Here is a 25,730-nt window from a genome sequence, read left to right as displayed (position 1 = left end):
GTTTTCCCTTGAATATCCATTGGTAGCGGTGTTTTTTCAAGCACCGCATACGCCATTTTCCCAAAGCTTTTGAATACTTGTGTAAACTCTGGGAAAAATCGATCTAGCCAACGGATAATGCGATTTTGAAGTGCGCTCAAATCTTCTTGAAGCTTTGAACGTAAGGTCGCACCGTTTCTTAATTCTGCTTCTACGCCTTCTAAAAGGCGTGGATAACTAAATCGGCCATCACGTATCAAACGTGCGATGACCAGCGCATCCTTTTGATCATTTTTCGTCTGCAGATTATCGTCAAGTTCTTTCGAGCGATTAACGTGCATCGGATTGACCATCACAAATGGAATTCCGTAATGCGTTAAAAAGGCAGCGAGATTCATCCAATAATGGCCTGTGGGTTCGAAACCAACTAGGATCTCCTGTTTTTCGTGTTTCTCTTTTAGCGTCATAAGACGCTCATAAAAGTCATCAAACCCAATTTTAGATTGGATAATCGGAAAGGATTTTTGAAGGATACGTCCTCGATCATCAACTGCACAAGCATAGTGTTTACGTTTGGCAATATCGATGCCGATAACGAGTGTATTTTCAGAAACTTGATTTATTTTTTCATTCGTATTAAAATTCATTCGGATGGGTCCTCTCTGTATATTATGCGCGTCAATGCCAGTTGACACTCAAGCATCATACAGGAGGGCTTTTTTGTTTTCAAGTCTCTGAAAATCCTTCTAACAGGAATGCTCCTATCATTCTTTTTAGAATTGTAACTATCTTTATTTTTTCTCGGATTGTTTTATCTACTTTTGGGTATAGATTGTAAAAGGAGGCTCTAGAATGAGATTATATATTGCAATGTGGATTGGTTTTGGAGCGATGGTCATCGTTAATGCCCTCGCCAATTTATTGCCACTTAACGGGCAAACAACAGGTGAAATATCGAATAAAATCAATGTACTCTTTACACCAGCTGGCTATGTCTTTTCAATTTGGTCTTTAATATATGTTCTATTAATTGTCTGGCTGATTGTTATTTACAAGCGTGTAAAGCGTCGCGATTTTAATACAAAAGTTGGTGTTGCCTTTGTCGCAACTTGTGTATGGAATATCGCGTGGCTGATTTGCTGGCACTTCGAATTCTTTGGTACATCAATTATTTTCATGCTATTACTGCTTGTGACACTCATTTTCATCTATTTACAGTATAAAAATGATGAGCAAGGCTTTGGAAAGCGACTACCTTTTTCATTTTATCTAGCATGGATTTCAGTTGCGACAATCGCAAATATTAGCTTTGTTTTAAAATACAATGGTGTCTCACTTGGCATTAATGAAGTATTTGGCTCATTTGTGCTAGTTATCATTGCAGCGTTATTAACGATACTAGCCGTGAAAGTATCACGTGATTTATTCTTCCTATTAGTGACAACTTGGGCTTTAATCGGCGTTTCTGTTGCGAATGAGCAGGCACTGATGGCAACGGGTACAGGAATTGTTGTCGGTATTATGGTGCTCGTGTCACTATTCGTGTACGTTAAAGATCGGAATTAAAAAACAGACAGCCAAAATGGTTGTCTGTTTTTTTAGTTAAAGTGTAAAAAATGCGGCTATCGCAAAGGCAATTAAAATGATACCGGATGCATAATGAATGCCTTGAAAAAGCTTTTTGCCGATGAAGCGGCTTAGCAATAACCACCAAATGGCTGATCCGATAAAGACGCCAATTGCTAAAATGACGCCACTATACTCGGCAGTTGTTATTCCGAGACTCGAAAAAATCGCTAAAAAAGATAAAATCGTCGCGGGATTTGTAATCGTTAAAAATAAAGTAGAAAGGTACGCTTTTAACGGCGTTTTGCCACGACTTGCTTTTGCTGCTTCATGTGAAGGTTTCGCACGTAGCATTTGTATACCAAGATAAAGTAAAAAGACGCCGCCAATGAGTTGTAGCCACATTGAAATGCCCGTCAAAAAATGAATGATAACCGTTAACCCAAGACCCGCAATAATACCATAAATACCATCTGCTGTTGCGGCACCTAAACCGGACGCAAAGCCAATCCATTTCCCCTGCTCTAACGTACGTTTGATGCATAATATTCCAATAGGTCCAACTGGCGCAGCAATTGTCACGCCGATAATCACACCTTTTAAAAAAAGCCACATCATATCCGTCATTTATGAATGTCCCTCATTTCTGTGTTCCTTATTATACGAAAAAAATGAGTGAATTCAAACTTGTGTTAAAAGACATAGCTCCTTTCCCACAAATTATATAGCAAATGGATGTTTTAGGGATTTTATTAAGTATTTTTTATTTAAAAAGCTTATTTTTAATGATTCATCCTTTTTTTGTTATTTTAAAATAGATAAATACGCTTATTTTCAACTGTTTTAAATGAGTAATTTTAAAAGTATCGTACGGAAAAGCACCTATTTATGGAGAATAAAACCAATGTCTTGAGCTAAAACAGCTCTTTATTAAATAGGATATTGCACACATTTGTTATGTTGGTATAATTCATATATCTTATGTGCGGAAGGTGTACAATATGTATTATGAAATAGATCAGAAATATGTAGAAATAATTGAAACAAATTTAACCGTTGATATAAATGGGCTTTCAGTGCCTTACATAAAATTAACAGCGCGCGTCGACTACCCGAAGGCACGTTTCTTTGAAAAAGAAGATTCACCGCAAACAACACTTTACTTCGTTGAAAAGCCGGCTTCTGCTAATTGGTCGCCGCTTCTTTTAAAAATTCACCATGCTTTTTATAAAAATTATGAGGCGATGCAGCCAACAATTTGGAAACATGACACACAAACACTTGCCTTTATGACGCGTCCATTTTACAGCAAATGGGTAAACGAAGAGGAAATGATTGACCAGCATGAAGTGTATGAATTATTACTTAAAAGTCTATACATTCACATGCAACATTTAAGCACAAAAATGCGTAAATCACTCGATTATTTATTTTTAGATGCAGGCATTTACCCAATGATGCAGGAAATTGCCTTTTTACAATTAGATTTTGATGGCACAACCGATTTAAGCTACGGCGAATTTGTGCCGGTTGTTCCACAAAAGAGTGAAGTTGAGCTTACTTATTTAGAGGACCGTACAATGGCACGTTTCACCTTTTTAAATGAAATCGAAGTGTCTCGTAAATATGAGCGCCGTATTCGTGGCGTGATTCAAGCAGAAAACCGTGTGGTCCAGTACCCTTATGTGCGCCAGCATACACCGATGATTGAATTATCATTACGTCAATTACGTTTAAACGTTTTAAAATATTCTTATAAAAACTTAAATATCGAACGTGAATATCATTTATTTGCGCAATATGGCTTCTTCCATGCACTTGCGGGTTTCACTGATATTGTCTTTTTAGAAAATTTCACTGTATTAAGTGATACCGTACACAATGACTATACGACATTTGCGATTGAGGAAATGAAGCAATTCGTCTTTAATCAATTAAAAGCCCCTATTATTATTTTTGAAGCACCACAATATGAAAAAGGAAAGCTTGAAGCATTAGGCTTTACACATGTTCCGGAGACAAAATACTTCTACCTACGTGCTACAGAATATGCAGGCTTAAAGGTCGATCCAATCGAGCTACATGATAATGGTCAGGACATTACACGCTGCTTTGACTATGGTCCAACGACGGTGACAGAATTAAATCATTATATTTATGCAGATTAAATGTAATTAGTATTTTCTTTTTAAATACTCGCTGCCCATTTCCTACCTTAACATGAGATTTAACTAGTTATGTCATATATTATTAGTATACTGTTTTTTTGTAGATGGGGAGTTGAGTATGTATATCTTTTCATTCCATTATTAACGCAAGCCTTAAAGAAACAACTTGGCCTTTAAAAAAAAGCCCTCCAAATTTGGAAGGCCTTTTTTAATATGTTAATTTTGCTAATCGTGTATCAAAGCGCTCGCGCCAATCATCTGCAAGTGCATCGACCGCAATGATTTTTTTCATTCGTTCTACATCTTTCGCATGATGGAAGTATGTCTCATTCCCGAAGAGCACCGTTATATTCGCCGGGTCCTTTTGCAGTAACGTCATTTCTGAATCACTGTAGACGCTGCCTTCTTCTAGTACGCGGCATAAATAGCCCGTAAAGCCGGTCTCTACCATGCGCTTCATCATCTGTGGATTCCCTACACGACGATTGATTGTATTACAAGGAATGCGCCCCTGTGTCACCTGAATGACCGCATCCCCTAGCTGATAAATATCACCAATTGCGACATCTGCTTCAAGTGCCTCACGTACCGTAATATTTTCGCCAAATGCAGAGGGTGGTAATGTATCGCCGAATTCTTCCTGCCACTGCAAATAATGCTCATACGGATACACACAAACGGCACGGTCTAGGCCACCATGATGCTTTAAATCCGCTACACCATCGCCTGTAAAGCCATTCTTTGTTAAAAAAGCCTCTGTTACGGCCTCTTTACAAATGCCAGTCTCCATCGTTTTATCGCGCCCATAACTCATTTTTTTAGGCTTCCCAATTGAAAAATACGTTAATGCTGTCATCATACTCCCCCTTTGTTTATTTCATTGTATACAACGCGCTACAAAAAGAAAAGATGATTATGCTATACTGATGTTAACGTACATAAGGCTAGTTAACCCCGCGTAAATCACAAAATGTTAACAAAGGAGTTTTTCAAATGGCAGATAAAACAATGGGCTTCAAAATCACAGATGAAATGCATGAAAAAACGAAAAAAATCATCGAGGAAAGTGGCTATTCAGCAAAAGAATGGTTAGAAAAAGCAGTCGCCCTATACCAGGTTCAAACGATGAAGGATAAAGCGACGGAATTTACGCCAGATTTAGATGAGCTAGAACATCATACACAGCGTATTTATACATTAGTCGCAAATATGATCGAGCGCTCAGGCTATTTACGTGACCAGGCAATTGTTGATTCCACAGAGCTTGTGAAACAAAAAGACCGCACCATCGCAGACTTGCAAAAGCAAGTACAGGAAAAGGATGCGGCTGTGGAGTCGATGAACACACAGTATGATGAACTAAATGACGCCATCGCAGAGCTTGAAGCAAAAAATGCAGAGCTTGCCGGTACAATGGGCGACAAGCAGGCATTAATTGCGAGCTATAGTGAAAAAATCGCGAAGCTAGAGGAAGAGATTGCCTCTTATAAGGGCCTCCGCAATGACCTTGCATTAGCGAAGCAAGAGCATACAGCTTTAGTGACAGCACATAAAAAAGAATTGAAAGCGCAAGATAACGAGCTTCAAAAAGCATATCAGCTAAACCACGACTTAGAAAATCAATTACAGGCGATTGAAACATCTCATGCAAAAGATATTGAGCTTGTGCGTATGCAGGAATCTGCGGCGAAAAATAATGAGCTTGTCGCAATGAGCCGTGAGCATCAGCAAGAAATCAATCAGCTTCATGCAATGTATAATGAGCGCATTCAAGCGCTTTTAACAAAATCTGAGGAAGAAACTGAAAAATAGGTATATTTTACTTTTTCAACTTTATTTACTTTTTTTGAAAAAATAAGGTTTACACTAAGCATATAGTGGTTATATTATAAGTGTACTTTTCATATTCTTCTCATTTGACCGCTTGCGTTTCGACGCAGGCGGCTTTTTTATTGTAAGCCGAGGCGTTTCATACGATATTGAAGACTTTGTCGGCTAAGGCCTAACTGTTTTGCGGCAAGCGTAATATGATGCTGTGTATCCGTTAATACTTTTTCTAAAATGACACGCTCTGCATCGAGTAATTGCTCCTTTAAGTTTTTTGACGAATCTTGCTCAAATGGTGTAAACATCGCTTTTTGAAGTTTAGGAGCTTTCATCCGGAAATAATACGGCAAATGTACCTCATCAATAATTTGCTCATATTCCATACTGTTCATGGCTGATTCAATCGCATGCTCAAGCTCACGCACATTCCCCGGCCAGTCATGCTGACGAAAATGCTCGCGTGCAGCGGGTGAAATCGATTGGACATTCATTTGCAGCAAATCATTGTATTTATGAATAAAGCTTTCCACTAGTAAATCTAAATCATCCATGCGCTCTCGAAGCGGCGGAATCATTAGTGCAACAACTGCAAGACGATAATATAAATCTTTACGCAGCTTTTCCTGTACAATTAATTCAAATGGATCCTCATTAATGGTCGCAATCATGCGCACATCTACTGAAATCTCTTGTAAGCCGCCAATCCGGCGCACCTTTTTCTCTTGTAGTACGCGCAGTAGCTTGGCCTGTAGATGGCTAGGTAATGAATTTAACTCATCTAACAATAACGTACCGCCATTTGCCTGCTCAAATAAGCCTGGACGATCCTCTGCACCAGTAAATGCCCCTTTCGTTGTACCAAATAAAATACTCTCCATTAGCGTATCAGGCAACGCCGCACAGTTTTGTGCAATGAGTGGCTTATCGGAGCGATTGCTAGCATCATGGATGCTTTGCACAAATAATTCCTTTCCGGTTCCTGTTTCGCCAATTAATAGCACATTAGACGTTGTACGCGCCGCACGTTTTGCGAGCTCTATAACATCGAGAAGCCCACTATTTTCACCAATAATATCATCAAAATGGAAGGATGGCTTTAGTGCCTCTTTTTGATGTCGTAAAAGTCGCTCTATTTTCGTAACATCCGTCGCAATTTCCATAACGGCTGTTACCTCACCCGCTTCCACAATCGGATAGGTATTATTAACCGTCATAATTTTACGCCCGATATTATTAAAATATTGCTGCTTTACGTTTAGCACTGCTTCCCCGGTATGAAGTGCCGTTAGTAATGTACTTTCCTCATTTTCCTGAAACTGAAAGACATCATGAATATTTTTATCGAGCACTTCACTACGATTCATCGCCTCTAGCTCGGACATTTTATGATTGTATACAATGGTTTTGCCTGTCACATCAATTATATGAACGCCTACATTCAAACAATCCATGGCATTGATTAATAATTTTTCCATTTTGTCACCTCTTTTCACTAGCATAGCAAAAAAAATTGGCGAAATGGGTAAAACGCCAAAAAATTTCTTAATTTTCTGGCTTATCATACAATAAAAAGCGTTTTATGATGCGGATTTGACGCTTAGTAGAAGTTGGCATGATTTTTGCATAGATAAAGTCGACACATACTTTTTTAAAGGGGCGGATTGATTATGACAACAGCATCTTCATCGATTATGACAACAACTGAAAAATTAGGCGCACACAATTATCACCCACTGCCAATCGTGATTGAGCGTGGCGAAGGTGTTTGGGTATATGATCCGGAGGGCACGAAGTATATGGATATGCTATCGGCTTATTCGGCACTCAACCAAGGGCATCGTCACCCTAAAATTATTCAGGCACTTGTCGACCAAGCACAGAAGGTCACGTTAACATCACGTGCATTCCATAATGACCAATTGGCACCGTGGTATGAAAAGGTGACACAAATGACCGGAAAAAATATGGTGCTGCCGATGAATACAGGCGCCGAAGCGGTGGAGTCCGCAATTAAAGTGGCACGTCGCTGGGCATATGATGTCAAAGGTGTGGAAGCAGGGAAAGCAGAAATTATTGGCTGTATCGGCAATTTCCACGGTCGTACAATGGGTGCCTTATCCCTCTCATCTGAGGAGGAGTATAAGCGAGGCTTTGGGCCAATGTTAGAAGGGTTTAAGGTCGTGCCTTACGGGGACGCAGAGGCACTCGAGCAAGCGATTACGCCAAATACGGCGGCGTTTATCGTTGAACCCATTCAAGGGGAAGCGGGCATTATTATGCCACCAAAAGGCTATTTAAAAGCAGTAGAAGCAATTTGTCGCAAACATCAAGTATTATTCATTTGTGATGAAATCCAAACAGGCCTTGCGCGTACAGGGAAATTATTCGCTTATGAATGGGAGGATGTCATGCCGGATATGCTTATTTTAGGAAAAGCATTAGGCGGCGGTGTGATGCCAATCTCTGCGGTCGTGGCGAATAATGATATTTTAGGCGTCTTAAATCCTGGCTCACACGGCTCAACATTTGGCGGCAATCCACTAGCTTGTGCAGTATCCGCTGCTTCTCTTGAAGTCATTGAAGAGGAAAACCTTGTACAGCGTTCGCTTGAGCTTGGGCAGTACTTTAAAGAGCAACTTGAAACAATCAACCATGCAGCTATTAAGGAAATTCGTGGCACAGGGCTCTTTATTGGTATTGAGCTACACACAGATGCGCGTCCGTACTGCGAGGCACTGATGAAAAAGGGCTTATTATGTAAGGAAACGCATGCAACCGTTATCCGCTTTGCACCACCTCTTGTGATTTCAAAAGAAGAGCTAGACTGGGCGCTTGAGCAGATTAAAACGCTCTTTAATTAATTAACAAAATACCCCCAGAAGTTAGATGCCTTGTATGTTCGCTTCATGGTACACTTACATGCAGGGGGGATTTTATGAGAAATTACACAACGAAGGCGTTGTTTTGGTTATGGCTTCTTATCATCTATGTACTCGTTTTCGTGGGTGCTTATTTTTATAACACGATGGCTAAAGCACCGAATGTACCACTTTTAATCGGTGTCATCGCCCTTTTCAGTCTTATTTTTATTCCGGTGTATTTGGCGATTTGGCGTTCCATTGAAAAACGTGAGGCACGAAAAGCAGCTAAGCAACATTTACGATTTTAAAAAAGATAGCTCTCTTCTAAAAAAAGAGATGCTATCTTTTTTGATTGTTCGCAAGTTTCTTGCAACCTCGCTCTAATTAGTCAACAATAAGGGGTGGGGGGGATAAAATGAACACCATTTTACTTGTTGACGACGAACATCCTATTACCGATGTTTTACAAACGTATTTTGAAAAATTACCAGCGCATGTAGTTATAGCGCATACAGGAAGTCAGGCATTAGATTTGCTTGAAAAACATGTTGTTGATTTAGTTATTTTAGATTTAATGCTGCCCGACATGCGTGGTGAAGATATTTGTCGCTATCTAAAGCTAGAAACATCGATTCCGGTCATTATGCTTACCGCAAAAATTAGCATTGAAGATAAGCTCAATGGATTTCATATTGGAGCTGACGATTACGTGATTAAACCTTTTCATCCAAAAGAAATCGTAGCACGTGCAAAAAGGCTTTTACCGAAATCAGCGAATCTTCAAGTGGGTGCAATTAATTATGAAGCAACAGCACGACTGCTTACCTTACCGGATGAAGCCGTTACGTTGACAGAGAATGAAGGGAAAATTATGACATTACTACTTGAGAATCCAACGAAAGTATTTAGTCGTTATGAAATGATTGAAAATTTATTTAGTGAAGAGACAGACCCACGGGTTATTGATCAGCATATAAAAAATATTCGGAAGAAAATAAACTACCCACTCATTCAAACTGTTTTTGGTATTGGGTATAAATTAGAAGAAGTGAGTCATCTCTCATGAAACTTGTAGTGAAAATAACGATTCTGTTGACTCTTTTCACATTTTCTACGCTAATAATCAGTATGTATATCTTATTACATAAAGCACATAAGCATTTTCAAATGCTCGATTCTAGTCAAAATGACGCACTCCTCGCCCATTTTGATATGGCTTTACGAGAAACAGCTAGTTGGACATTACTCATTCTTTTCGTAGTAATTAGCATTGCGAGTTTTTTATTAGCGCGAATGATTATTAAGCCAATGCACATTCTTCAAGCTTTTGCGCTTAAGCTCGTCAAAGGAGAAAGATATGTCTCCTTACCTTCTATGCCAAATGATGCAATCGGACAATTGGGGTGTTCCCTACAGACACTCGATAAAACACTCGCTCAGTATGAGCAATCACGAAATGAAATGACTCAAAATCTGGCACATGAAATACGGAATCCATTGGCTACTTTAAAAAGTCAATTAAGTGCTTTTGAAGATGGTCTTTGGGAAGTAACACCAGCACGTTTATCGAATTGTACAGCGGAGTTAGATCGATTGATTGGTCTTGTAGCAGAGCTCGATCAATTAAATGTGATTAATGATCCAAAATTCACTATTGAGCGAAAAAACCAATTCATTGCACCAATTATCGAAAAAACGGCGATGCTTTATGCGCCGATTTGTTTATCAAAAAAAATGGAGTTAGCGATTGATGTAGCACCTCATTTAAAGGGCTTCGTCGATGAAAAACGACTTACACAAATTTTACAAAATATTTTTGAAAATGCCATTCACGCTGTCGAATCAGATGGACGTATTCAATGTTATGCAAAGGAAAATGGGCAATCTCTTTGTATTATTATCGCAGATACAGGTGGTGGCTCACCCACTCCTGAACAGCTATTTACGCGCTATGTTAGTAGTACATCCTCTTCTAATAAAGGGTTAGGACTAACGATTACAAAAGCATTAGTAGAAGCCCATCAAGGAACCATTATGATGAAAAATAATGATATAGGTGGCATGACTTGTCAAATTGATCTCCCTCGCCATTCTTCATAAGTTCTACATAAGTTCTTTTTATAATGAAACAAAAGAAAGGATGAGAATACATGAGAAAATGGATTATGACAACAGCTATCATTGGAGGAATAAGTCTGAGTGCATGTGGACAAGCTGACACGACGGAAGAACAGCCAAAACAGCAACATGATATGAATCATGAATCGATGAATCATTCGTCAAGTGAAGGAGCACCGGATGCTGTTAAAAAAGAAAAGAATCCTAAATTTTCAGTAGGTAGTAAGGTAATCATGGAGGCCCATCATATGCCTGGTATGGACGGACAACAAGCGACTGTCTCAGGTGCGTACGACACTACGGTATATAGCGTGACTTACACGCCGACTACGGGTAAAAAAGAACCTGTCAAAAACCATAAATGGGTCATTCATGAAGAAATCAAGAAAGCCTCCCCTACTTCGTATAAAAAGGGTGACAAAGTAACTCTAACTGCTGACCATATGGAAGGAATGGCCGGTGCTAGAGCGACAATTGATTCCGCTAAAAAAACGACCGTTTATATGGTCGATTATAAAGATGCAGATGGACAAATGATTAAAAATCATAAATGGGTAACAGAAAATGAATTACGAGCTGCTCACTAAAATTAAAGGGTTGGAATTGATTATTCCAATCCTTTTACTTTGTACGGATAGTGAGAAATTTTTAGATAAAGCATCATACTTATTATTGATACGATAAATAGCGTTGTTCCTGCTAGTATAGGAGAGGAGACGAAAAAAATAAGAGGCGCCAACATACGACCAATCGTATATTGCATGTTAGAAGCACCCATATATTGGCCACGCATCGCTTCTGGTGCATGCCTACTAACAAAATGATTGATGACAGGTGCACGAACAATTTCACCCAGCGTGAATGTCACAATGAGTACAATGAGTAGCACAAGATTGGTTGTTATACTCATAAGAAATAAACTACCACCGTTTAGTAGGCAGGATAAAATAAACACATCTCGGTCCCGCCAATTTTTAAGTAAGCGTGTCGTCGGTAAAATAAGCACTACAAACATCAAGCCGTTAATGCCTAAAAGAAGTCCTAGAATAGAACGACTATCTAAATGCCACTGTGCCGGTACTTCATCAACGATGTATTTAGCGATAAATAAGTCGAGCTGCATAATGGTAAAAATCGATAGTACACCAGCTAAAATATAGAGAAAAAATACGCGGTCTTGCACAATCAGGCGATAATTGTCGGCCTTTTCTAGGAGGCTACGTGGGATTTTTTTAGCGGGCTTTTTTCCTGGTAAGGTCTCGGACATTTCAATAAAAATAATGAGTAGATACACACTTAAAATAAGCGTACAGGCCCATAATAAAGGCGTGCGGTAAGAGAAAAATAACGTGGCCCCGATTACCGGGCCCAGTACCGCACCAATATTTTTGACGGTAATAAAGGTCGCAAATACGTGTTTGCGCTCTTCGTCCGGCACTAAATCAGCAACCATCGCGTCACTCGCGGGGCTATAAAGGGCACCGCCAATGCCAATCAACACATAGGCGACATAATCAAGCCAGCTTTCCGTTGATAACGCAAATAATGCAAACATCACGGCCTGAATACTAGCACCAATAAGCATCGTTGTTCGTCGCCCAAGTGTGTCGGCAATAACCCCACCGATCAATTGGCCGAATAGCTGCACAAACGGTGGAATCATCATCAATATACTTGCTAGCTGTACGCCAAATTGACTGCTAAAATAAATGGCCATATACGGGAAATACATCCAGTAGCATAGGTTAAATAACCCTTCTCCTACAAGACGAATTTTCAAATTTTTATTCCATTTCATGCGCTTTCCCCCTCACTGTATCGTCTACTATACCGAGCTTTTCTAGTAAAAAATAGACTTATATTTTACAATCAGGTATACTAAAAATAATAGAAATCGAATAATACGTAATTTATTTAAACTGCGGCAAAAATAGAACAAACGTTCCGAAAGGGCGTTTTTTTATTTTCAAAAAAACATTGCACAATGTATTTTTTTCTAGTAATATGAAACACAATTCAATGATTCGACAAATTCGATGAAAAAGAGAGTAGCCGATATGAGAGGGTTAAGCGAGCTAGGAATTGGTGTAAGCCTAGACAAATCCATACGGTGAACCGCACTTTGGAGAAAACTTCTGAAACGTAGTAGGAAGTATCGGGGCAATCCTCGTTAACAATGATGAGTGGCCAAATTTTGGCAACTAGAGTGGTACCACGGGAATCTATGCTCTCGTCTCTTTTATAGAGGCGAGGGCTTTTTTATTGGAGGAGAAAAAAATGAAAACAATGATTGCACAATTACTACATGACACACTTGATCACGCCATTGACCAAGCGACAATCGAACAATTACTTGAAAAACCAAAACATGATGAACTAGGTGACATTGCCTTTCCCTGTTTTATTTTAGCGAAACAGCTACGCCAATCCCCTGTTCACATTGCGAAGGATTTAGCAGAAAAATTGCAAGATGTGCGTATTAAAGAAGTGGTTGCAAACGGCCCATATGTGAACTTCTTCTTACAGCCGCTTCCTATCGCGAATACGATTATTCCAGCAATTGTGAGCGAGGGAGCTGCCTATGCGACGGCACCGAAGAATGGCAAAAAAGTGGTTGTAGACTATTCATCACCAAATATCGCGAAACCCTTCTCAATGGGGCATTTACGTTCAACGGTTATCGGGCAAGCAATTTCGAATATTGCAGAAAAAATGGGTTATGAAGCGGTTCGCATTAACCATCTTGGAGACTGGGGTACGCAGTTTGGAAAATTAATCGTTGCGTATCGCTTATGGGGCAATCCTGAGGCAATTCGTCAGCAGCCGATCCAAGAGTTATTAAAGATTTATGTGAAATTCCATGAGGAAGCGGAGAAAGATGCTACACTTGATGAGCAAGCACGCCAGGCATTTAAAGCGCTTGAGGACGGAGATGCACAAGCACTTGGGCTTTGGAAAGAATTCCGCGAAGCTTCCTTACTCGAATTTAATGAAATTTATGAGCTTTTAGGCGTTCATTTTAATTCAACGAATGGCGAAGCCTTTTATAATGATAAAATGGACCGCGTCGTAGAAGAGCTAGAAGCTAAAAAATTACTAACATCTTCAGAAGGTGCACAGGTCGTTGATTTAGGTGAAACCCTGCCTCCTTGCTTAATTAAAAAGAAAGACGGCGCGACACTCTATGCAACGCGTGACTTAGCTGCTGCCATTTATCGTCTCGAAAACTACGCACCTGAAAAACTATTTTATGTTGTTGGTGGCGAGCAAACACTACACTTCAAACAATGGTTCCAAGTGCTTGATAAACTGGGCTATGACGCATCAAAATTTGCCCATATTCCATTTGGTATGATGCTAAAAGACGGCAAAAAAATGTCGACACGTAAGGGCAAAATTGTCTTATTAGCAAATGTATTGAATGAAACAATGGAAGCTGCAAAGCAAACCATTCTAGAAAAAAATCCAACGCTTAAAAATAGTGATGTAGTTGCCAAACAAGTTGGTATCGGCGCCGTATTATTCAATGATTTAAAAAACGACCGTCTAAATGATATCGAATTTTCAATCGAGCAAATGCTAACATTTGAAGGCGAGACCGGTCCATACGTGCAATATACGAATGCACGTATTCATACATTACTTGAAAAAGCCGATTTTAAAGCACATACTACTCCGCTTCAAGCAATCGATGATACATTATGGCCGCTCATTAAAGTGCTCGAAACATTTGAAGCGACGATTGCGCGTGCCTATACACAGGCAGACCCTTCTCAAATTGCTAAATTTAGTTTACAACTTTCTCGCACCATTAATAAATTCTATGGTCAGCAAAAAGTCTTAACACAGGATGACACGCAGCAGGACCGCTTAACCGTGCTGTATGCCGCGTCTATTATTTTAGAGCAATGCTTAAATCTTTTAGGTATTGAGGCACCAGCGCATATGTAGGGCATAAAAGAAGCTTTGACATACGTGTAAAAATCCCCGTTCCTAGGAACATATGAAAAACCGGAATCACGCTGTGGCGCGGTTCCGGTTTTTTCATTGCGAACGCTTAAAAAGAAAATGACGTGTTTTGTCCCAGTCTCTTTTTTAGACACGATTTTCTTTGATACTACGCATTTTTTGAAAAACGCTGTGGCATATCTAAATGATCATGCGCACGAATTGTATTTTTTAATTTTAAAAGGATTTTTCGACGCATACGTGAAATATGCATTTGCGACACGCCAAACTTATCCGCTACTTCTGTTTGTGTCCAGTTTTTAAAGAATAAAAGTTCAACAATCTCCCGTTCTTGCGCAGTTAAATAATTTAAAGACTGTTTTAACACTAGATGATCTTCAAATTTCTCGTAATTGTCATCTATCATCCCTTGATAATCATTGTATGTAGAGGGTGCACCATCTGTTGTGCCCATTTCTACAGGAGCTTCTAGAGATAATGTGTTATAGCCACTCATTAGTTCCATCGTTTCTAATACAACATCCTCTTTTACCTGTAGATATTCCGCAATTTCTGAAACTTTAGGTGAGCGCTGTAATTGTTCATTTAATTCATTCACTGCTTTATTGACATGCATATAAAATTCTTTGACGCGGCGCGGCACATGTACGTCCCATGTGCAGTCTCGGAAATACCGTTTGATTTCCCCAGCGATTGTCGGAACAGCGTATGAAATGAATTTTCCTTCTAAATTCAAATCAAATTTTTGAATCGCTTTCGTTAGCCCCATCATGCCCACCTGTACAACATCTTCACGTTCATTCATCTTGCGTGAATACTTATTTACAATTGACAACACGAGAGGCTGGAATCTGTCTACAAGCTCGGCTGCTGCATCAGTATCTCCATTTTGTGCGTCTTTTAATAATGCGTGAATCTCTTGTTCATTAAATGAATTCTTTTTCATTGGTTAAGTTCCTCCTGTTTAATTAATATGAACTTCTGATAAATCTAAAATGACTTTACCTCTACTTAAACATTGTCAAACTTATTTTTTTAAAAGTTATACTAATGAATCATCATCAATAGTCTCTTTGAAACATCTATATTTAAAAAAATTTTAAAAAAATGTCTTTTAGAAGCATTTAGACCTTAAAAAGTATATAAATATTTAAAAAAGACTTAATTAATTATAAATATACAAACTAAGTTCCTTTCTTTTTTATAAATTTATTATTTTTTATATTTTTTTGTATAATGTTTTTTTAATAATATTAGACAATTTGAATGAATGCTCAAAATCGCCTATAATTTAAAGGAAGAAAGGATTTGGGTCATCATGCTAAATCACTCAGATTATTACTATACAATCTCACAAGTGTCACATATTACAGGTCTTACAAAAGAAACAATTCGAAAATGGGAACAACGTCATCAACTTATTCAACCAACCCGGCTAGAGAATGGTTATCGCCAGTATACGCAGTCAGATGTTTTACGTTTATTGCAAATACAACACTATATTCGTGACGGTGCAACGATTCGTAGCGCAATGGAAAAGACAAATACGTTGCCAGCGTTCCAACCACAAACGACTCATTATTTATTTAAATTATTAGAGTATGGTTGGAATTGCGACGAAGCAGCTTTTCATAAAATATTACAGGAAGCACATCTTATTTTAAGTATCAATGAATTTTTACATCAATTGATTATTCCCTTCTTGCATCAAGTAGGCGACAATTGGCAAAATCATTCTTGGTTTGAGTACCAAGAAACACTTGCTTCAACGATTATTCGCGATTTTTTAGCGACCATTCGACGAAGCTTCCCGGTCAATAATGAACGTCCATTAGTTTTAGGTGCGTGCCTGCCTGGAGAAAATCACGAAATTGCTATTGAAATTTTATTAATTCAAGCAAGTATTAAAGGCTATCGTAATTTTATGATTGGTAGCTCACCCTCTGTTTCTACGATCGAAGCACTGATATTAAAGCTTGAGCCACAGGTCGTTTTATTATCAGCAGCTACATTAAAGCCGTTTGAATTATTTCCTGATGAATTACTCAATCTCGAAAAATTTGCGGCACAGCATCCGCATATTCGCTTCGTCATTGGTGGCGAAGGTGCAAGAATCTATACTGAAAAGCAACCATTTAAACATTTAACATTTTGTAATGACATGGCAACGATTTTTAATAGCCATTAAATTCAACTAAAAAAGCCGCAATTGTCAGAAATGACAATTGCGGCTTTTTTATGCTAGCTGTGCTAAGACATTTTTTACGGAGTCCCATTTATAAATGAAAAACTCTAGTTCTTGTGTACCAAGGTTCATCGTATCAATTTCAACGATTTTAGCACCAAAATATTCATATAGATGACGCGTATCATTTTCTACTAGCACTTCAACAAATACTTTTTCGCAACCTAACTCATTAAACGTTTGAAAAAGAGCTTTCATTAGTAAGCGTCCATATCCTTTTTGTTGTTCCTCTTTGATAATGTAAATGCTTGTTAAATCACCAATATGTGGCTCTAGCGGGCGTTGATTACATGCCGCAAACCCAACAATCTCTGCCTGCTCATTTTCTAGCACAAAGATATGTTTTTCTTTATCTGAAAGATGCTTTTGCCATAATTCTTTTCGTATGTCATATGTTAATGTCGCCAAATACGCTGGTGACATAATATTTAAATAGGTTGTACGCCATGTATCCACGTGGACATGTGCAATCCCTTCTGCATCTTTTATCGTTGCGGCTCTCACATGCATAATCATCACCCCCATCTTCTATATTTCCTTCATTTAATTTTTATGAAACGTCGTTACAATGAATCCACATATTGTTTTGCTTCAATTAATGAAGCACCTGATTTTTCACGTACAAATTTAACAGCTTGGACAGTTTGCTTCTGCATTTTCAACTCTTTTACATGCTGCTGCTCTTCCGTTGATAGTTCTATTGGACGGCTACCAATACGTTTTTCGAGGTCTTTTATTTTACGATTCATTATAGTTATTTGTATAAAGGCAAGTGCAGCTAAGAGAAAGCCTAATAAACCGAAAGTTTCCATGTAGTAACCACTCTTTTCTTTTTATTATATAGACTAGCGAGTTATAGTTATTTGGTAACTAAATGACCTTTTTAATAAATTTCGCTGGATTTCCGCCGACTACAACATTATCTGGCACATCCTTTACAACAACTGCGCCTGATGCAATGACCACATTATCGCCAATCATGACACCTGGATTAATAATAGCACGTCCACCAATCCATACATTATCGCCGATTGTGACCGGCTTGCCATATTCAAGTCCCCGATTACGTTCTTGTGGGTCAATCGGATGTGTTGCAGTATAAATATGTACGCCTGGTGCCATAAAACAATTATCCCCAATACGAATCTCACATGCATCTAGCATGACACAGGAGAAGTTTGCATAGAAATTTTCGCCCACATGAATATTGTAACCATAGTCACAACGAAAATTAGGCTCAATAAATAATTCCTCACCCGTTGAGCCAAATAAATCTTGTAATAATTCCTTTCGGCGATATCCTTCTGTCTCCATTGCCTCGTTAAACAAGCGTGTCAACCGACGTGCATTTAGTCGATCACGCACTAAGTCTTTGTCACTTGCATCATAAAGCTCACCTGCTAGCATTTTTTCTTTTTCTGTCATCACAATCACCTCTTGTACACTGTTCCCTTCCGATGAAATGTAGAAACAAAAAACACGTTCAAAGCGACGCTTCAAACGTGTTTTTTTATAAAGTGTTATAATGAACGCTTTTTTCGCTCATACTCTTCTTTTAAGTCGTCACGTACGGTACGTTCTGTCGGTTTCACACCTGAAAAGTACGCTGCACGCGCCATAATATGACCACCAATGGGGCCCGTAATGAAAATAAACACAATGCCTAAAATGATGCGGGAATTATAAGTTCCCTCTATTTGCCAAAAGTAAATAAAGACACCAATTAAAATGAAGAGTACGCCTAATGTGGCACTCTTTGATGCGGCATGTGCACGCGTATATGCGTCGGGAAAACGGACAAGTCCAACTGCCGTCATAACGATGAAAAACGTCCCGAGTAAAAGAGAAAGAATGATGACACTATTGATTAGAATTGTCACGATCAATAATCTCTCCTTTCTCTAAAAATTTCGCAAAGGCGATTGTGCCAATAAATGATAAAATCGCCAGCAGTAAAATGATTTCAATGTAAAAACTTGTGCCGACAAAAATCGAAAATAGGCCGACAAGTGCAATGATTGCTACGCCTACCGCATCTAATGCGATAACTCGGTCTGGTGCTGTAGGACCCTTGATGAGACGGTAAACAATCCCTAGCATCGCGAGCCCAATCGCCACAATACAAATAATAATGATAATTTGCATAAAGGTCATCATGTACGTGTCACCTCCACAATCGCTTTTTCAAATGTATTTTGAATCGATGCAATGGCCTCATCCACATCATCTAAATCAATGGCATGAATGTAAAGCGTTTTGCCATCATCTGATACGTGTACAACAATTGTGCCAGGTGTTAGCGTAATTAAATTCGATAATAATGTAATTTCCCAATCTGCTGTTAGCTCTGTTGGATACGCGAAAAAGGCTGGTGTCATCGTAATTTTCGGCTTCATCGCATGCTTCACAACATCGATATTGGCATTCCAAAGCTCTTTGAAAAATAACAGGAATAACTTTATAACGGCCCAGACGCGGTGTAAATAAAAGCGACTTTTAAACATATGACGCATCATATACAGCATGATAAGGCCAAGAAGATAGCCAGTAATAAAGCCTACTCCTGTGAACGTATTCGATAAAAACATCCACACAAGCGCTAGGAAGACATTTAATAAGATTTGTACAGCCATCTTACTTACCTCCTTTTACAGCATCAATATAGAGCTGGGGATTCGCAAGCACTTCTGCAGCCTGTGTCATATAAGGCATCAATGCATCTGCACCGACACCATAAGCTACTGTTAACAGGACGAGGATAGCTGTCGGAATCCAAATCTGCCAATAGACTGTTTTTTTAACAGGTGGTAGTTGTTGTTCTTTGCCCCAAAAAGCGTAAACAAAAATACGAATCACCGATAGTAAAACAATTAAGCTCGATAGTAAAATCCAAATGCCAGACGCAAACTGCTCTGCTTCAAAGCCACCTTTTACAAGTAGCATTTTTCCGATAAAGCCACTTAGTGGTGGTATACCTGCTAAGCTAAATGCAGCAATTAAATAAAGCCAACCAAGACTTGGGTAGCGCTTCATTAAGCCGCCCATTTTCTTCAAATTCGTTTGTCCTGTAATATACACGATAATGCCAACAAGGAAGAACAAAGCCGCTTTAATAAGCATGTCATGCACAACATAAAACATCGAACCGAGTAACCCTGTGTCATTATACGTTGCAACACCATATAAAATGACGCCCACAGCAATGATAATATTATAAATAATAATCTTCTTAACATCCCAGACAGCGAGTGCGCCAATACAGCCAGCAACAATTGTTGCGACACTTAAATAAAGTAATACGGTATGTGTAAAGGCAATATCACCTGTGAAGAAAAGTGTGAAAGTACGCGTAATCGCATATACTCCGACCTTTGTAAGGAGCGCACCAAAAAGTGCTAGTACTGGAATTGGCGGTCCGCTATACGAGCTTGGTAGCCAGAAAAATAGTGGGAAAATCGCTGCTTTTAGACCAAAAACAACAAGGAATAAAATTGCAATCGCCGTCAAAATGCCAGGCTGATTGACGTCGCTCACCTTTTGCGCAATATCTGCCATATTCAGTGTCCCTACAACAGAATAGAGCATCGCCACGGTAATAACGAATAATGCAGATGATACAACATTAACTAAAATATATTTAATCGATTCGCGGAATTGAATTTTTTCGCCACCTAGAACGCTAAGTAAGTACGACGCCATCAACAATACTTCGAAAAAGACGAATAAGTTAAAAATATCGCCTGTCGTAAAGGCGCCATTTACACCAACGAGCATTAGTAAAACTCCTGGGTAATAGAAAAATTGCTCGCGTGCGATACCAATCGTTCGGAAGCTATACCAAATCGTAAATAGCGTAATAATCGACGATGTAAGTACGAATAAAATCGATACCATATCCGACACCATTGTAATGCCATATGGCACAGGCCAGCTACCGAATGTCACGACCTGAATGCCGTCTATATGCACCTTTTGTAAAAGCCAAATGCTCGCAGCAACCGTTAAAATCGCGCCAACTAATGCGCCCGCTCGCTGGAATCGTAATTGCTTAGGCGCAAACATTAGGAGAATCGCAAAGGCGAATGGAATAATAATCGGCATTAATGGACTATTCATCATGCTCTTCTCCTCTCATTTCATCAATATTGTCTGTCTTTAATTCCTGATACGCACGGTATGCGAGCACTAGGAAGAAAGCCGTTACCCCAAAGCTAATAACAATCGCCGTTAAAATAAGCGCCTGTGGTAATGGATCGGCCATGCTACTATTCGCAACCCCATCTGCTAAAACCGGTGGCGCATCACTGCCAAGGCCACCCATTGTTAAAATAAGCATATGCGCGCCGTGACTTAGTAAACCTGTACCGATAATAATGCGTAAAAGGCTCTTCGATAAAATTAAATAGATGGCTGCGAAGAATAAAAAGCCAATCACAAAGGCCATTAATATTTCCATTATTCGTCGCCTCCAATCGATTGAATAATAATCATTGTCACACCGACAACGACTAAATACACGCCGGTATCAAATAACATCGCCGTATGCAGCTCTGTTTTACCAAGAAGCGGCAGTGTGAAATAGTCAAAGTAATGCGTGAAAAAGGCCTCGCCCGCAAAAGCTGAAATACAAGCCGTCAGTAGCGCTAATGCCAGCCCGATTGCTGTTAGCGTCATATAATTAATCGGCAATAATGTCTGCACCGTTTTTAAATCAAAGGTGATTAGTAGTAGAACGATGGCACATGACATTAATAAACCGCCGACAAAGCCGCCTCCAGGTGCGAAATGTCCTGCTAAGAAAATATGAATTGAGAACAAGAAAATGATAAAGAACACCATTTGCGTCATCGTGCGCATAATGACATTATTTAATTTCATTTTTATCCGCTCCCTTCTTACGACGTAGCTTAATCATGCCGAAAATCGCCATACCTGCAATCGCTAATACGGTAATTTCAAACAATGTATCAAAGCCACGATAATCGACTAAAATAACATTGACGATATTTCCGCCGCCCGCTTCTTTATAAACGGTTTCTTTATAATATTCACTAATTGATGGTAATAATTTTTGCGACTGTGAAGCGAGCGCCATGAGCGTCACCATGACACCTACCGCGAGCGCAATCACAAAATTCCCTAATCTAAAGGGTAAGCGTGCCTCATGACGACTAAGCTTCGGTAAATGGTAAAACGCTAATAAAAATAGCGCAACGGACACCGTTTCAATCGAGAGCTGTGTTAGCGCTAAATCTGGTGCATTAAATAATACGAAGAACATCGCCACCGAATACCCGACGACACCAAGCGCGATAATCGCCGTAAGACGTGTACGCGCAAATAATACGGTCAATGTCCCGAGCACAAGCACAACAACGAGGGCAATATCAAAGGCACCGATATCACTAGCGTGTGCTGTATCAAAGGCATAGCCGTCTTTCATAAAGAGCGTCGACACGACGATGATGACAATTGCCGCAAACATATAAATGAAATACGTACGAATCGAGCCTGTCATATAGCGCTTCGATACCTTTGTCATATCCTCATCGGCTAGACGCATCATGCGACGATACAGTTGATTTAGTGAAAACCACTCTGGCACAAGTGAATACACCTTACGCCAATGTTTAACCGTCATAAATAATCCAAAACCAACGACAACCACACCAATTGTCATCAACAGCTCCGTATTAAAGCCATGCCACATTGAAATGTGAATGTCTATATCACCAACTGTTAAGAATTGATTTGGCTGAATCGCCAAAACAGCTGGCTTAATTAATGCATCTGTCACAACGTTTGGAATGAAAAATAACACAACAACAAATGATGCTAACACCAATGGCGAAATAAGCATACCAATTGGTGCCTCATGCGGTTTTTTCGGTAATTCGTGACGTTTTCCAAAGAAAATACCGGTCACGAAGTATAAACAGTACACAAACGTAAAAACGCTCGCTAGCCATGCAACAACGGGAATCAGTACTGCGACTGTTGACCAACTGAAGTCTTGTGCACTAAGCATCGTTGTGAAAAATAATTCTTTTGATAAAAAGCCATTAAATGGTGGTAATCCGGCCATTGAAAGGCTTGTAATCATCGCAACCGTAAAGCTAATCGGCATTAAACTCATCAGGCCACCAAGTTTACGAATATCTCGTGTGCCAGTCTCATGGTCAATAATTCCTGCAATCATAAATAAGGCACCTTTAAATGTCGCATGATTAATTAAATGAAATAGCGCCGCAAAGCCTGCATACTTAAAGACATTTTCGGCATTGCCATCCACATGATAGCTCATCGCCGCAACACCAAGCATCGACATGATCATGCCGAGCTGACTGACTGTTGAAAAGGCGAGAATGCCTTTTAAATCACGCTGCTTCGTCGCAAAGAAGGAGCCCCAGAATAATGTAATAAGGCCAAGAATAACAATGAGCCAAATCCATGTCGTACTATAGGCAAATATGGGCGTGAAGCGCGCCACTAAATAAATCCCTGCCTTTACCATCGTAGCTGAGTGTAAATACGCACTAACAGGCGTCGGTGCTTCCATCGCATCAGGTAGCCAAATATAAAATGGGAACTGTGCAGATTTCGTAAGCGCACCGAGTAAAACAAGAATAGCCGCTAGTGTGAAATACGGACTTTCTTTAATTTCTGTCGTATGCAGAAGCATTTCAGAAATTGACATCGTGCCTGTGATGTTGGCGAGAATTAAAAACCCACCAAGCATTAAAAGGCCACCAAAGACGGTAATCATCATTGACTTTAAAGCACCAAAACGCGAAGCATCACGCGTAAACCAATAACCGATTAATAAAAATGACGAAATCGACGTTAACTCCCAAAATAAATAAAGACTCATAACATTGTCTGACTGAACAACGCCAAGCATCGCTGTCATAAAGAGCAGTAAATACATATAGAAATTATGTAGTTGCTCCTTCGTCTTATCTAAGTAAAAAATGGAGTACAGTACAACAAGTGCCCCAATTCCGGTAATTAAAATGGAGAATAATAACCCAAGTCCATCAAGAGATGAGTCAATTTTAAGCTGCAAATCTGCTACCCATGTCCATGATGCGTAGGTTGCCCGGTCACCAATTTTTGACGCGTAGTAGCTGACGAGCACAACTGGCACGATTAACACAAACCAGCCTGTATGTAGTTTGATTTTTTTAAATAACAATGGCATAAAAAGCGCGGCAATAACCGGTAAAAAAATCATCCATAGCTGCATAGATAACGCCTCCTTTTCCTTTTCTATAAATACCCTTTTTTAATAGAAAATAAAATGAACGCAAAAAAGAAGCCTATCACAAAAGAGCATAGATACCCTTTTGTGACAGACTCCTCCTAAAACGAACATTTAATTTTTTCTAGTATAGCATGTCTATTTGCGGGAATGCAACTGTTGCCTGTCTATAGTAGTTCCTTACGTAATGCCTCACCAGATTTTGGTGAAATCGCACTTACTGGAATATCTAATACCGATTTTGCACCAAAATCACCTTTTTGCGCTAGACGATGTGCCGCGCGCGCATAGGCAACTAAAACGCTTGATGTGAAGTAAGGATTGCTTTCTAATTTTAAATTGAATTCTACAATCTGTTTATGCCCTGCTTGTGACTGACCACTACGAATCACAAATCCACCATGTGGCATACCTGTATGATCTTTCGCAAATTCTTCCGCTGAAATAAAGTGAACTGTCGTATCATAATCTGCAAAGTAGTTTGGCATTGTGACGATTTCTTCTGTAATTTTTTCTGTATTTGCGCCTTCTTTTGCTACCACATAGCATACACGCGTATGTTTTTCACGTGTTGACAGCGTAGGCGCCTCACCGTTACGTACACGCTCTACTGCTGCAGGAACAGGTAGTGTATATTGTACGGCTTTCGCTACGCCATCAATACGGCGAACAGCGTCTGAGTGACCTTGGCTTAGACCATCTCCCCAGAATGTATACGTATCCCCTTGTGGCAAGACCGCTTCTCCTAATGCACGATTTAATGAAAATAGACCTGGGTCCCAACCAACTGAAATAATTGACACGGTATTTGATGCCGTATTTACCGCATCAACCGTTGCAAAGAATTCTGGAATTTTTGCGTGTGTATCAAAGCTATCAATTGTGTTAAACCACTGTGCAAAATGTGGCACTTGTTCTGGTAAATCCGTTGCGGAACCACCGCATAAAATCATGACATCGATTTTACCGATAAATTGCTTAGCATCATCAACGTGATGAATCGCCGCATCCCCTGCAATCGTTACGGTTTTTGGATCACGACGCGTAAATACCGCTACTAGCTCCATATCATCATTTTGTGCAATCGCTCCTTCTACACCGCGACCTAAATTTCCGTATCCAATAATCCCAACTTTTGTTGTCATGAATGAAATCCCCCTGTATATATATGATTATGATAAATTGTACAATAAATTTAGAAAATTCCAACTGTTATGATGAATTCGAGCGAAATTTGTATAAAAATGCAGTAGTAATGAATAATTACATACTGATGTCACGTTCACTTTTCTTTATAGGCCCTTTATTTACCGCTGGATAACAAGATTTCATGCATTTCTTTCCTAACATGAAAAAGGAATTCCCAAGTAACAGGAATTCCTTTTAGATTACTAATTATGCTCTTGATTTGCCCATTGCTTTCATAATAAAGCTGACAATTAAAATTAAAATGATCGTACCAAGTAAAGTAGGTAAAATATAGAAGTCACTTACTTTGGGTCCCCAATGACCTAATAACGAACCACCAATAAACGCCCCGATAATCCCGGCGATAATATTGCCGATTACTCCGCCTGGAACATCTTTACCAACAATTAGTCCTCCGAGCCATCCTAAAATACCACCAATAATGATATACCAAATAAAGCTTAGCATTATACCTTCTCCTCTCAAGCTTGATGTGCTGCTACAGTAAATTCTCTCTAGCAACCCTCCCTTATGGTATTCCCTTTTCT

The 25,730-nt window shown here is 39.4% G+C and carries 28 protein-coding genes and 1 other annotated feature; of the genes, 10 read left to right on the top strand and 18 right to left on the bottom strand.

All coding sequences use genetic code 11. The features are described 5' to 3' along the window. Positions 1 to 626 (bottom strand): IS110 family transposase (locus tag QI30_RS02955; protein ID WP_148113848.1); only part of this gene is annotated, 626 nt, incomplete at its 3' end. Between the two features lie 205 nt (positions 627 to 831). Between QI30_RS02955 and QI30_RS02950 the strand changes: the two genes are divergently transcribed. After that, positions 832 to 1,545 carry a TspO/MBR family protein gene (locus tag QI30_RS02950; RefSeq protein ID WP_126989454.1) on the top strand — a complete coding sequence of 238 codons (714 nt, stop codon included), beginning with the start codon at positions 832 to 834 and terminating at the stop codon, positions 1,543 to 1,545. Between the two features lie 36 nt (positions 1,546 to 1,581). Here the strand turns inward: QI30_RS02950 and QI30_RS02945 are convergent, their stop codons facing one another. Next, a complete protein-coding gene (locus tag QI30_RS02945; protein ID WP_370323575.1) occupies positions 1,582 to 2,172 on the bottom strand; it encodes a LysE family translocator in 591 nt (196 codons plus the stop codon). Positions 2,173 to 2,546: 374 nt separating this feature from the next. Between QI30_RS02945 and QI30_RS02940 the strand changes: the two genes are divergently transcribed. Continuing rightward, positions 2,547 to 3,713, top strand: coding sequence for a hypothetical protein (locus QI30_RS02940; RefSeq protein ID WP_126989453.1), 1,167 nt, complete (start codon positions 2,547 to 2,549; stop codon positions 3,711 to 3,713). 208 nt (positions 3,714 to 3,921) lie between these two features. Here QI30_RS02940 and QI30_RS02935 read toward each other — a convergent pair whose 3' ends face one another. Then, entirely contained in the window at positions 3,922 to 4,572 is a 651-nt protein-coding gene (locus QI30_RS02935; protein ID WP_126989452.1) for an MOSC domain-containing protein, read from the bottom strand. A 134-nt stretch (positions 4,573 to 4,706) separates the two neighbouring features. Here QI30_RS02935 and QI30_RS02930 point away from each other — a divergent pair, with 134 nt between their 5' ends. Then, positions 4,707 to 5,525 carry a hypothetical protein gene (locus tag QI30_RS02930; protein ID WP_126989451.1) on the top strand — a complete coding sequence of 273 codons (819 nt, stop codon included), beginning with the start codon at positions 4,707 to 4,709 and terminating at the stop codon, positions 5,523 to 5,525. A 137-nt stretch (positions 5,526 to 5,662) separates the two neighbouring features. On the opposite strand, the gene QI30_RS02925 is transcribed toward QI30_RS02930, so the two are convergent. Next, complete coding sequence (locus QI30_RS02925; protein WP_126989450.1) at positions 5,663 to 7,015, bottom strand: sigma-54 interaction domain-containing protein; 1,353 nt, start codon at positions 7,013 to 7,015, stop codon at positions 5,663 to 5,665. Positions 7,016 to 7,207: 192 nt separating this feature from the next. Here QI30_RS02925 and QI30_RS02920 point away from each other — a divergent pair, with 192 nt between their 5' ends. The 5 genes from QI30_RS02920 (at position 7,208) to QI30_RS02900 (ending at position 11,106) form a co-directional block, all read left to right on the top strand. Continuing rightward, positions 7,208 to 8,401: an ornithine--oxo-acid transaminase gene (locus QI30_RS02920; RefSeq protein WP_126989449.1), complete on the top strand. Its 1,194-nt coding sequence runs from the start codon at positions 7,208 to 7,210 to the stop codon at positions 8,399 to 8,401. 74 nt (positions 8,402 to 8,475) lie between these two features. After that, entirely contained in the window at positions 8,476 to 8,709 is a 234-nt protein-coding gene (locus tag QI30_RS02915; RefSeq protein WP_126989448.1) for a hypothetical protein, read from the top strand. Between the two features lie 107 nt (positions 8,710 to 8,816). Then, the gene (locus tag QI30_RS02910; RefSeq protein WP_126989447.1) at positions 8,817 to 9,467 is read left to right on the top strand and encodes a response regulator transcription factor; all 651 of its coding nucleotides are present in this window, start codon (positions 8,817 to 8,819) and stop codon (positions 9,465 to 9,467) included. Next, positions 9,464 to 10,501, top strand: a complete 1,038-nt coding sequence (locus QI30_RS02905; RefSeq protein ID WP_126989446.1) for a HAMP domain-containing sensor histidine kinase — start codon at positions 9,464 to 9,466, stop codon at positions 10,499 to 10,501. The genes QI30_RS02910 and QI30_RS02905 overlap by 4 nt, the downstream gene beginning before the upstream one ends. Before the next feature lie 50 nt (positions 10,502 to 10,551). Further along, positions 10,552 to 11,106, top strand: coding sequence for a YdhK family protein (locus QI30_RS02900; RefSeq protein WP_126989445.1), 555 nt, complete (start codon positions 10,552 to 10,554; stop codon positions 11,104 to 11,106). Between the two features lie 20 nt (positions 11,107 to 11,126). On the opposite strand, the gene QI30_RS02895 is transcribed toward QI30_RS02900, so the two are convergent. Next, the gene (locus QI30_RS02895) at positions 11,127 to 12,317 is read right to left on the bottom strand and encodes an MDR family MFS transporter (protein WP_126989444.1); all 1,191 of its coding nucleotides are present in this window, start codon (positions 12,315 to 12,317) and stop codon (positions 11,127 to 11,129) included. Between the two features lie 229 nt (positions 12,318 to 12,546). After that, positions 12,547 to 12,760: a binding site (T-box leader), on the top strand. Between the two features lie 36 nt (positions 12,761 to 12,796). Here QI30_RS02895 and argS point away from each other — a divergent pair. Next, the gene (argS, locus tag QI30_RS02890) at positions 12,797 to 14,470 is read left to right on the top strand and encodes an arginine--tRNA ligase (RefSeq protein WP_126989443.1); all 1,674 of its coding nucleotides are present in this window, start codon (positions 12,797 to 12,799) and stop codon (positions 14,468 to 14,470) included. Between the two features lie 166 nt (positions 14,471 to 14,636). Here argS and QI30_RS02885 read toward each other — a convergent pair whose 3' ends face one another. Beyond that, on the bottom strand, positions 14,637 to 15,434 hold the full coding sequence (locus QI30_RS02885; protein WP_126989442.1) for a SigB/SigF/SigG family RNA polymerase sigma factor: 798 nt from the start codon (positions 15,432 to 15,434) through the stop codon (positions 14,637 to 14,639). Positions 15,435 to 15,806: 372 nt separating this feature from the next. Here QI30_RS02885 and QI30_RS02880 point away from each other — a divergent pair, with 372 nt between their 5' ends. Continuing rightward, the gene (locus tag QI30_RS02880; RefSeq protein ID WP_158620943.1) at positions 15,807 to 16,676 is read left to right on the top strand and encodes a MerR family transcriptional regulator; all 870 of its coding nucleotides are present in this window, start codon (positions 15,807 to 15,809) and stop codon (positions 16,674 to 16,676) included. Positions 16,677 to 16,724: 48 nt separating this feature from the next. Here QI30_RS02880 and QI30_RS02875 read toward each other — a convergent pair whose 3' ends face one another. From QI30_RS02875 to QI30_RS02820, 12 genes are all read right to left on the bottom strand, one after another. After that, a complete protein-coding gene (locus QI30_RS02875; protein ID WP_158620942.1) occupies positions 16,725 to 17,243 on the bottom strand; it encodes a GNAT family N-acetyltransferase in 519 nt (172 codons plus the stop codon). Between the two features lie 53 nt (positions 17,244 to 17,296). Further along, complete coding sequence (locus tag QI30_RS02870) at positions 17,297 to 17,545, bottom strand: hypothetical protein (protein WP_126989439.1); 249 nt, start codon at positions 17,543 to 17,545, stop codon at positions 17,297 to 17,299. A 58-nt stretch (positions 17,546 to 17,603) separates the two neighbouring features. Then, on the bottom strand, positions 17,604 to 18,161 hold the full coding sequence (locus tag QI30_RS02865) for a maltose acetyltransferase domain-containing protein (protein ID WP_126989438.1): 558 nt from the start codon (positions 18,159 to 18,161) through the stop codon (positions 17,604 to 17,606). Positions 18,162 to 18,253: 92 nt separating this feature from the next. After that, entirely contained in the window at positions 18,254 to 18,613 is a 360-nt protein-coding gene (gene mnhG / locus QI30_RS02860; protein ID WP_126989437.1) for a monovalent cation/H(+) antiporter subunit G, read from the bottom strand. Next, positions 18,594 to 18,878: a Na(+)/H(+) antiporter subunit F1 gene (locus QI30_RS02855; RefSeq protein ID WP_126989463.1), complete on the bottom strand. Its 285-nt coding sequence runs from the start codon at positions 18,876 to 18,878 to the stop codon at positions 18,594 to 18,596. Before QI30_RS02855 ends, mnhG begins: the two co-directional genes overlap by 20 nt. A gap of 8 nt (positions 18,879 to 18,886) precedes the next feature. Further along, positions 18,887 to 19,366 (bottom strand): Na+/H+ antiporter subunit E, encoded by a 480-nt coding sequence (locus QI30_RS02850; protein WP_126989436.1) that lies wholly within the window; start codon positions 19,364 to 19,366, stop codon positions 18,887 to 18,889. 1 nt (position 19,367) lies between these two features. After that, positions 19,368 to 20,852, bottom strand: coding sequence for a Na+/H+ antiporter subunit D (locus QI30_RS02845; protein WP_126989435.1), 1,485 nt, complete (start codon positions 20,850 to 20,852; stop codon positions 19,368 to 19,370). Continuing rightward, entirely contained in the window at positions 20,842 to 21,189 is a 348-nt protein-coding gene (locus QI30_RS02840; protein WP_126989434.1) for a Na(+)/H(+) antiporter subunit C, read from the bottom strand. Before QI30_RS02840 ends, QI30_RS02845 begins: the two co-directional genes overlap by 11 nt. Next, positions 21,189 to 21,611, bottom strand: coding sequence for a Na(+)/H(+) antiporter subunit B (locus tag QI30_RS02835; protein WP_126989433.1), 423 nt, complete (start codon positions 21,609 to 21,611; stop codon positions 21,189 to 21,191). The genes QI30_RS02840 and QI30_RS02835 overlap by 1 nt, the downstream gene beginning before the upstream one ends. Then, positions 21,598 to 23,979 carry a Na+/H+ antiporter subunit A gene (locus QI30_RS02830; protein ID WP_126989432.1) on the bottom strand — a complete coding sequence of 794 codons (2,382 nt, stop codon included), beginning with the start codon at positions 23,977 to 23,979 and terminating at the stop codon, positions 21,598 to 21,600. The genes QI30_RS02835 and QI30_RS02830 overlap by 14 nt, the downstream gene beginning before the upstream one ends. A gap of 182 nt (positions 23,980 to 24,161) precedes the next feature. Beyond that, positions 24,162 to 25,139, bottom strand: coding sequence for a diaminopimelate dehydrogenase (locus QI30_RS02825; RefSeq protein ID WP_126989431.1), 978 nt, complete (start codon positions 25,137 to 25,139; stop codon positions 24,162 to 24,164). A 250-nt stretch (positions 25,140 to 25,389) separates the two neighbouring features. Next, positions 25,390 to 25,650 carry a GlsB/YeaQ/YmgE family stress response membrane protein gene (locus QI30_RS02820; protein WP_126989430.1) on the bottom strand — a complete coding sequence of 87 codons (261 nt, stop codon included), beginning with the start codon at positions 25,648 to 25,650 and terminating at the stop codon, positions 25,390 to 25,392. Positions 25,651 to 25,730: the final 80 nt, after the last annotated feature.

Source organism: Candidatus Kurthia intestinigallinarum, from assembly GCF_003991225.1.
GTDB classification, from domain to species: domain Bacteria; phylum Bacillota; class Bacilli; order Bacillales_A; family Planococcaceae; genus Kurthia; species Kurthia populi.
The sequence above is the reverse complement of the archived record's forward strand: the minus strand, read 5'-3'. Positions and strand labels throughout refer to the sequence as shown.

Excerpts from the sequence above, each read along its gene's own strand:
- QI30_RS02870 (WP_126989439.1), bottom strand. The coding sequence starts at position 17,545 with ATGGAAACTTTCGGTTTATTAGGCTTTCTCTTAGCTGCACTTGCCTTT.
- QI30_RS02835 (WP_126989433.1), bottom strand. The coding sequence starts at position 21,611 with ATGAAATTAAATAATGTCATTATGCGCACGATGACGCAAATGGTGTTC.
- QI30_RS02940 (WP_126989453.1), top strand. The coding sequence starts at position 2,547 with ATGTATTATGAAATAGATCAGAAATATGTAGAAATAATTGAAACAAAT.
- QI30_RS02925 (WP_126989450.1), bottom strand. The coding sequence starts at position 7,015 with ATGGAAAAATTATTAATCAATGCCATGGATTGTTTGAATGTAGGCGTT.
- QI30_RS02945 (WP_370323575.1), bottom strand. The coding sequence starts at position 2,172 with ATGACGGATATGATGTGGCTTTTTTTAAAAGGTGTGATTATCGGCGTG.
- QI30_RS02850 (WP_126989436.1), bottom strand. The coding sequence starts at position 19,366 with ATGGCTGTACAAATCTTATTAAATGTCTTCCTAGCGCTTGTGTGGATG.
- QI30_RS02920 (WP_126989449.1), top strand. The coding sequence starts at position 7,208 with ATGACAACAGCATCTTCATCGATTATGACAACAACTGAAAAATTAGGC.
- QI30_RS02830 (WP_126989432.1), bottom strand. The coding sequence starts at position 23,979 with ATGCAGCTATGGATGATTTTTTTACCGGTTATTGCCGCGCTTTTTATG.
- QI30_RS02910 (WP_126989447.1), top strand. The coding sequence starts at position 8,817 with ATGAACACCATTTTACTTGTTGACGACGAACATCCTATTACCGATGTT.
- QI30_RS02950 (WP_126989454.1), top strand. The coding sequence starts at position 832 with ATGAGATTATATATTGCAATGTGGATTGGTTTTGGAGCGATGGTCATC.
- QI30_RS02840 (WP_126989434.1), bottom strand. The coding sequence starts at position 21,189 with ATGGAAATATTAATGGCCTTTGTGATTGGCTTTTTATTCTTCGCAGCC.
- QI30_RS02845 (WP_126989435.1), bottom strand. The coding sequence starts at position 20,852 with ATGATGAATAGTCCATTAATGCCGATTATTATTCCATTCGCCTTTGCG.
- QI30_RS02905 (WP_126989446.1), top strand. The coding sequence starts at position 9,464 with ATGAAACTTGTAGTGAAAATAACGATTCTGTTGACTCTTTTCACATTT.
- QI30_RS02900 (WP_126989445.1), top strand. The coding sequence starts at position 10,552 with ATGAGAAAATGGATTATGACAACAGCTATCATTGGAGGAATAAGTCTG.
- QI30_RS02895 (WP_126989444.1), bottom strand. The coding sequence starts at position 12,317 with ATGAAATGGAATAAAAATTTGAAAATTCGTCTTGTAGGAGAAGGGTTA.
- QI30_RS02885 (WP_126989442.1), bottom strand. The coding sequence starts at position 15,434 with ATGAAAAAGAATTCATTTAATGAACAAGAGATTCACGCATTATTAAAA.
- QI30_RS02855 (WP_126989463.1), bottom strand. The coding sequence starts at position 18,878 with ATGCAAATTATCATTATTATTTGTATTGTGGCGATTGGGCTCGCGATG.
- argS (WP_126989443.1), top strand. The coding sequence starts at position 12,797 with ATGAAAACAATGATTGCACAATTACTACATGACACACTTGATCACGCC.
- QI30_RS02915 (WP_126989448.1), top strand. The coding sequence starts at position 8,476 with ATGAGAAATTACACAACGAAGGCGTTGTTTTGGTTATGGCTTCTTATC.
- QI30_RS02825 (WP_126989431.1), bottom strand. The coding sequence starts at position 25,139 with ATGACAACAAAAGTTGGGATTATTGGATACGGAAATTTAGGTCGCGGT.
- QI30_RS02820 (WP_126989430.1), bottom strand. The coding sequence starts at position 25,650 with ATGCTAAGCTTTATTTGGTATATCATTATTGGTGGTATTTTAGGATGG.
- QI30_RS02875 (WP_158620942.1), bottom strand. The coding sequence starts at position 17,243 with ATGCATGTGAGAGCCGCAACGATAAAAGATGCAGAAGGGATTGCACAT.
- QI30_RS02930 (WP_126989451.1), top strand. The coding sequence starts at position 4,707 with ATGGCAGATAAAACAATGGGCTTCAAAATCACAGATGAAATGCATGAA.
- QI30_RS02935 (WP_126989452.1), bottom strand. The coding sequence starts at position 4,572 with ATGATGACAGCATTAACGTATTTTTCAATTGGGAAGCCTAAAAAAATG.
- QI30_RS02880 (WP_158620943.1), top strand. The coding sequence starts at position 15,807 with ATGCTAAATCACTCAGATTATTACTATACAATCTCACAAGTGTCACAT.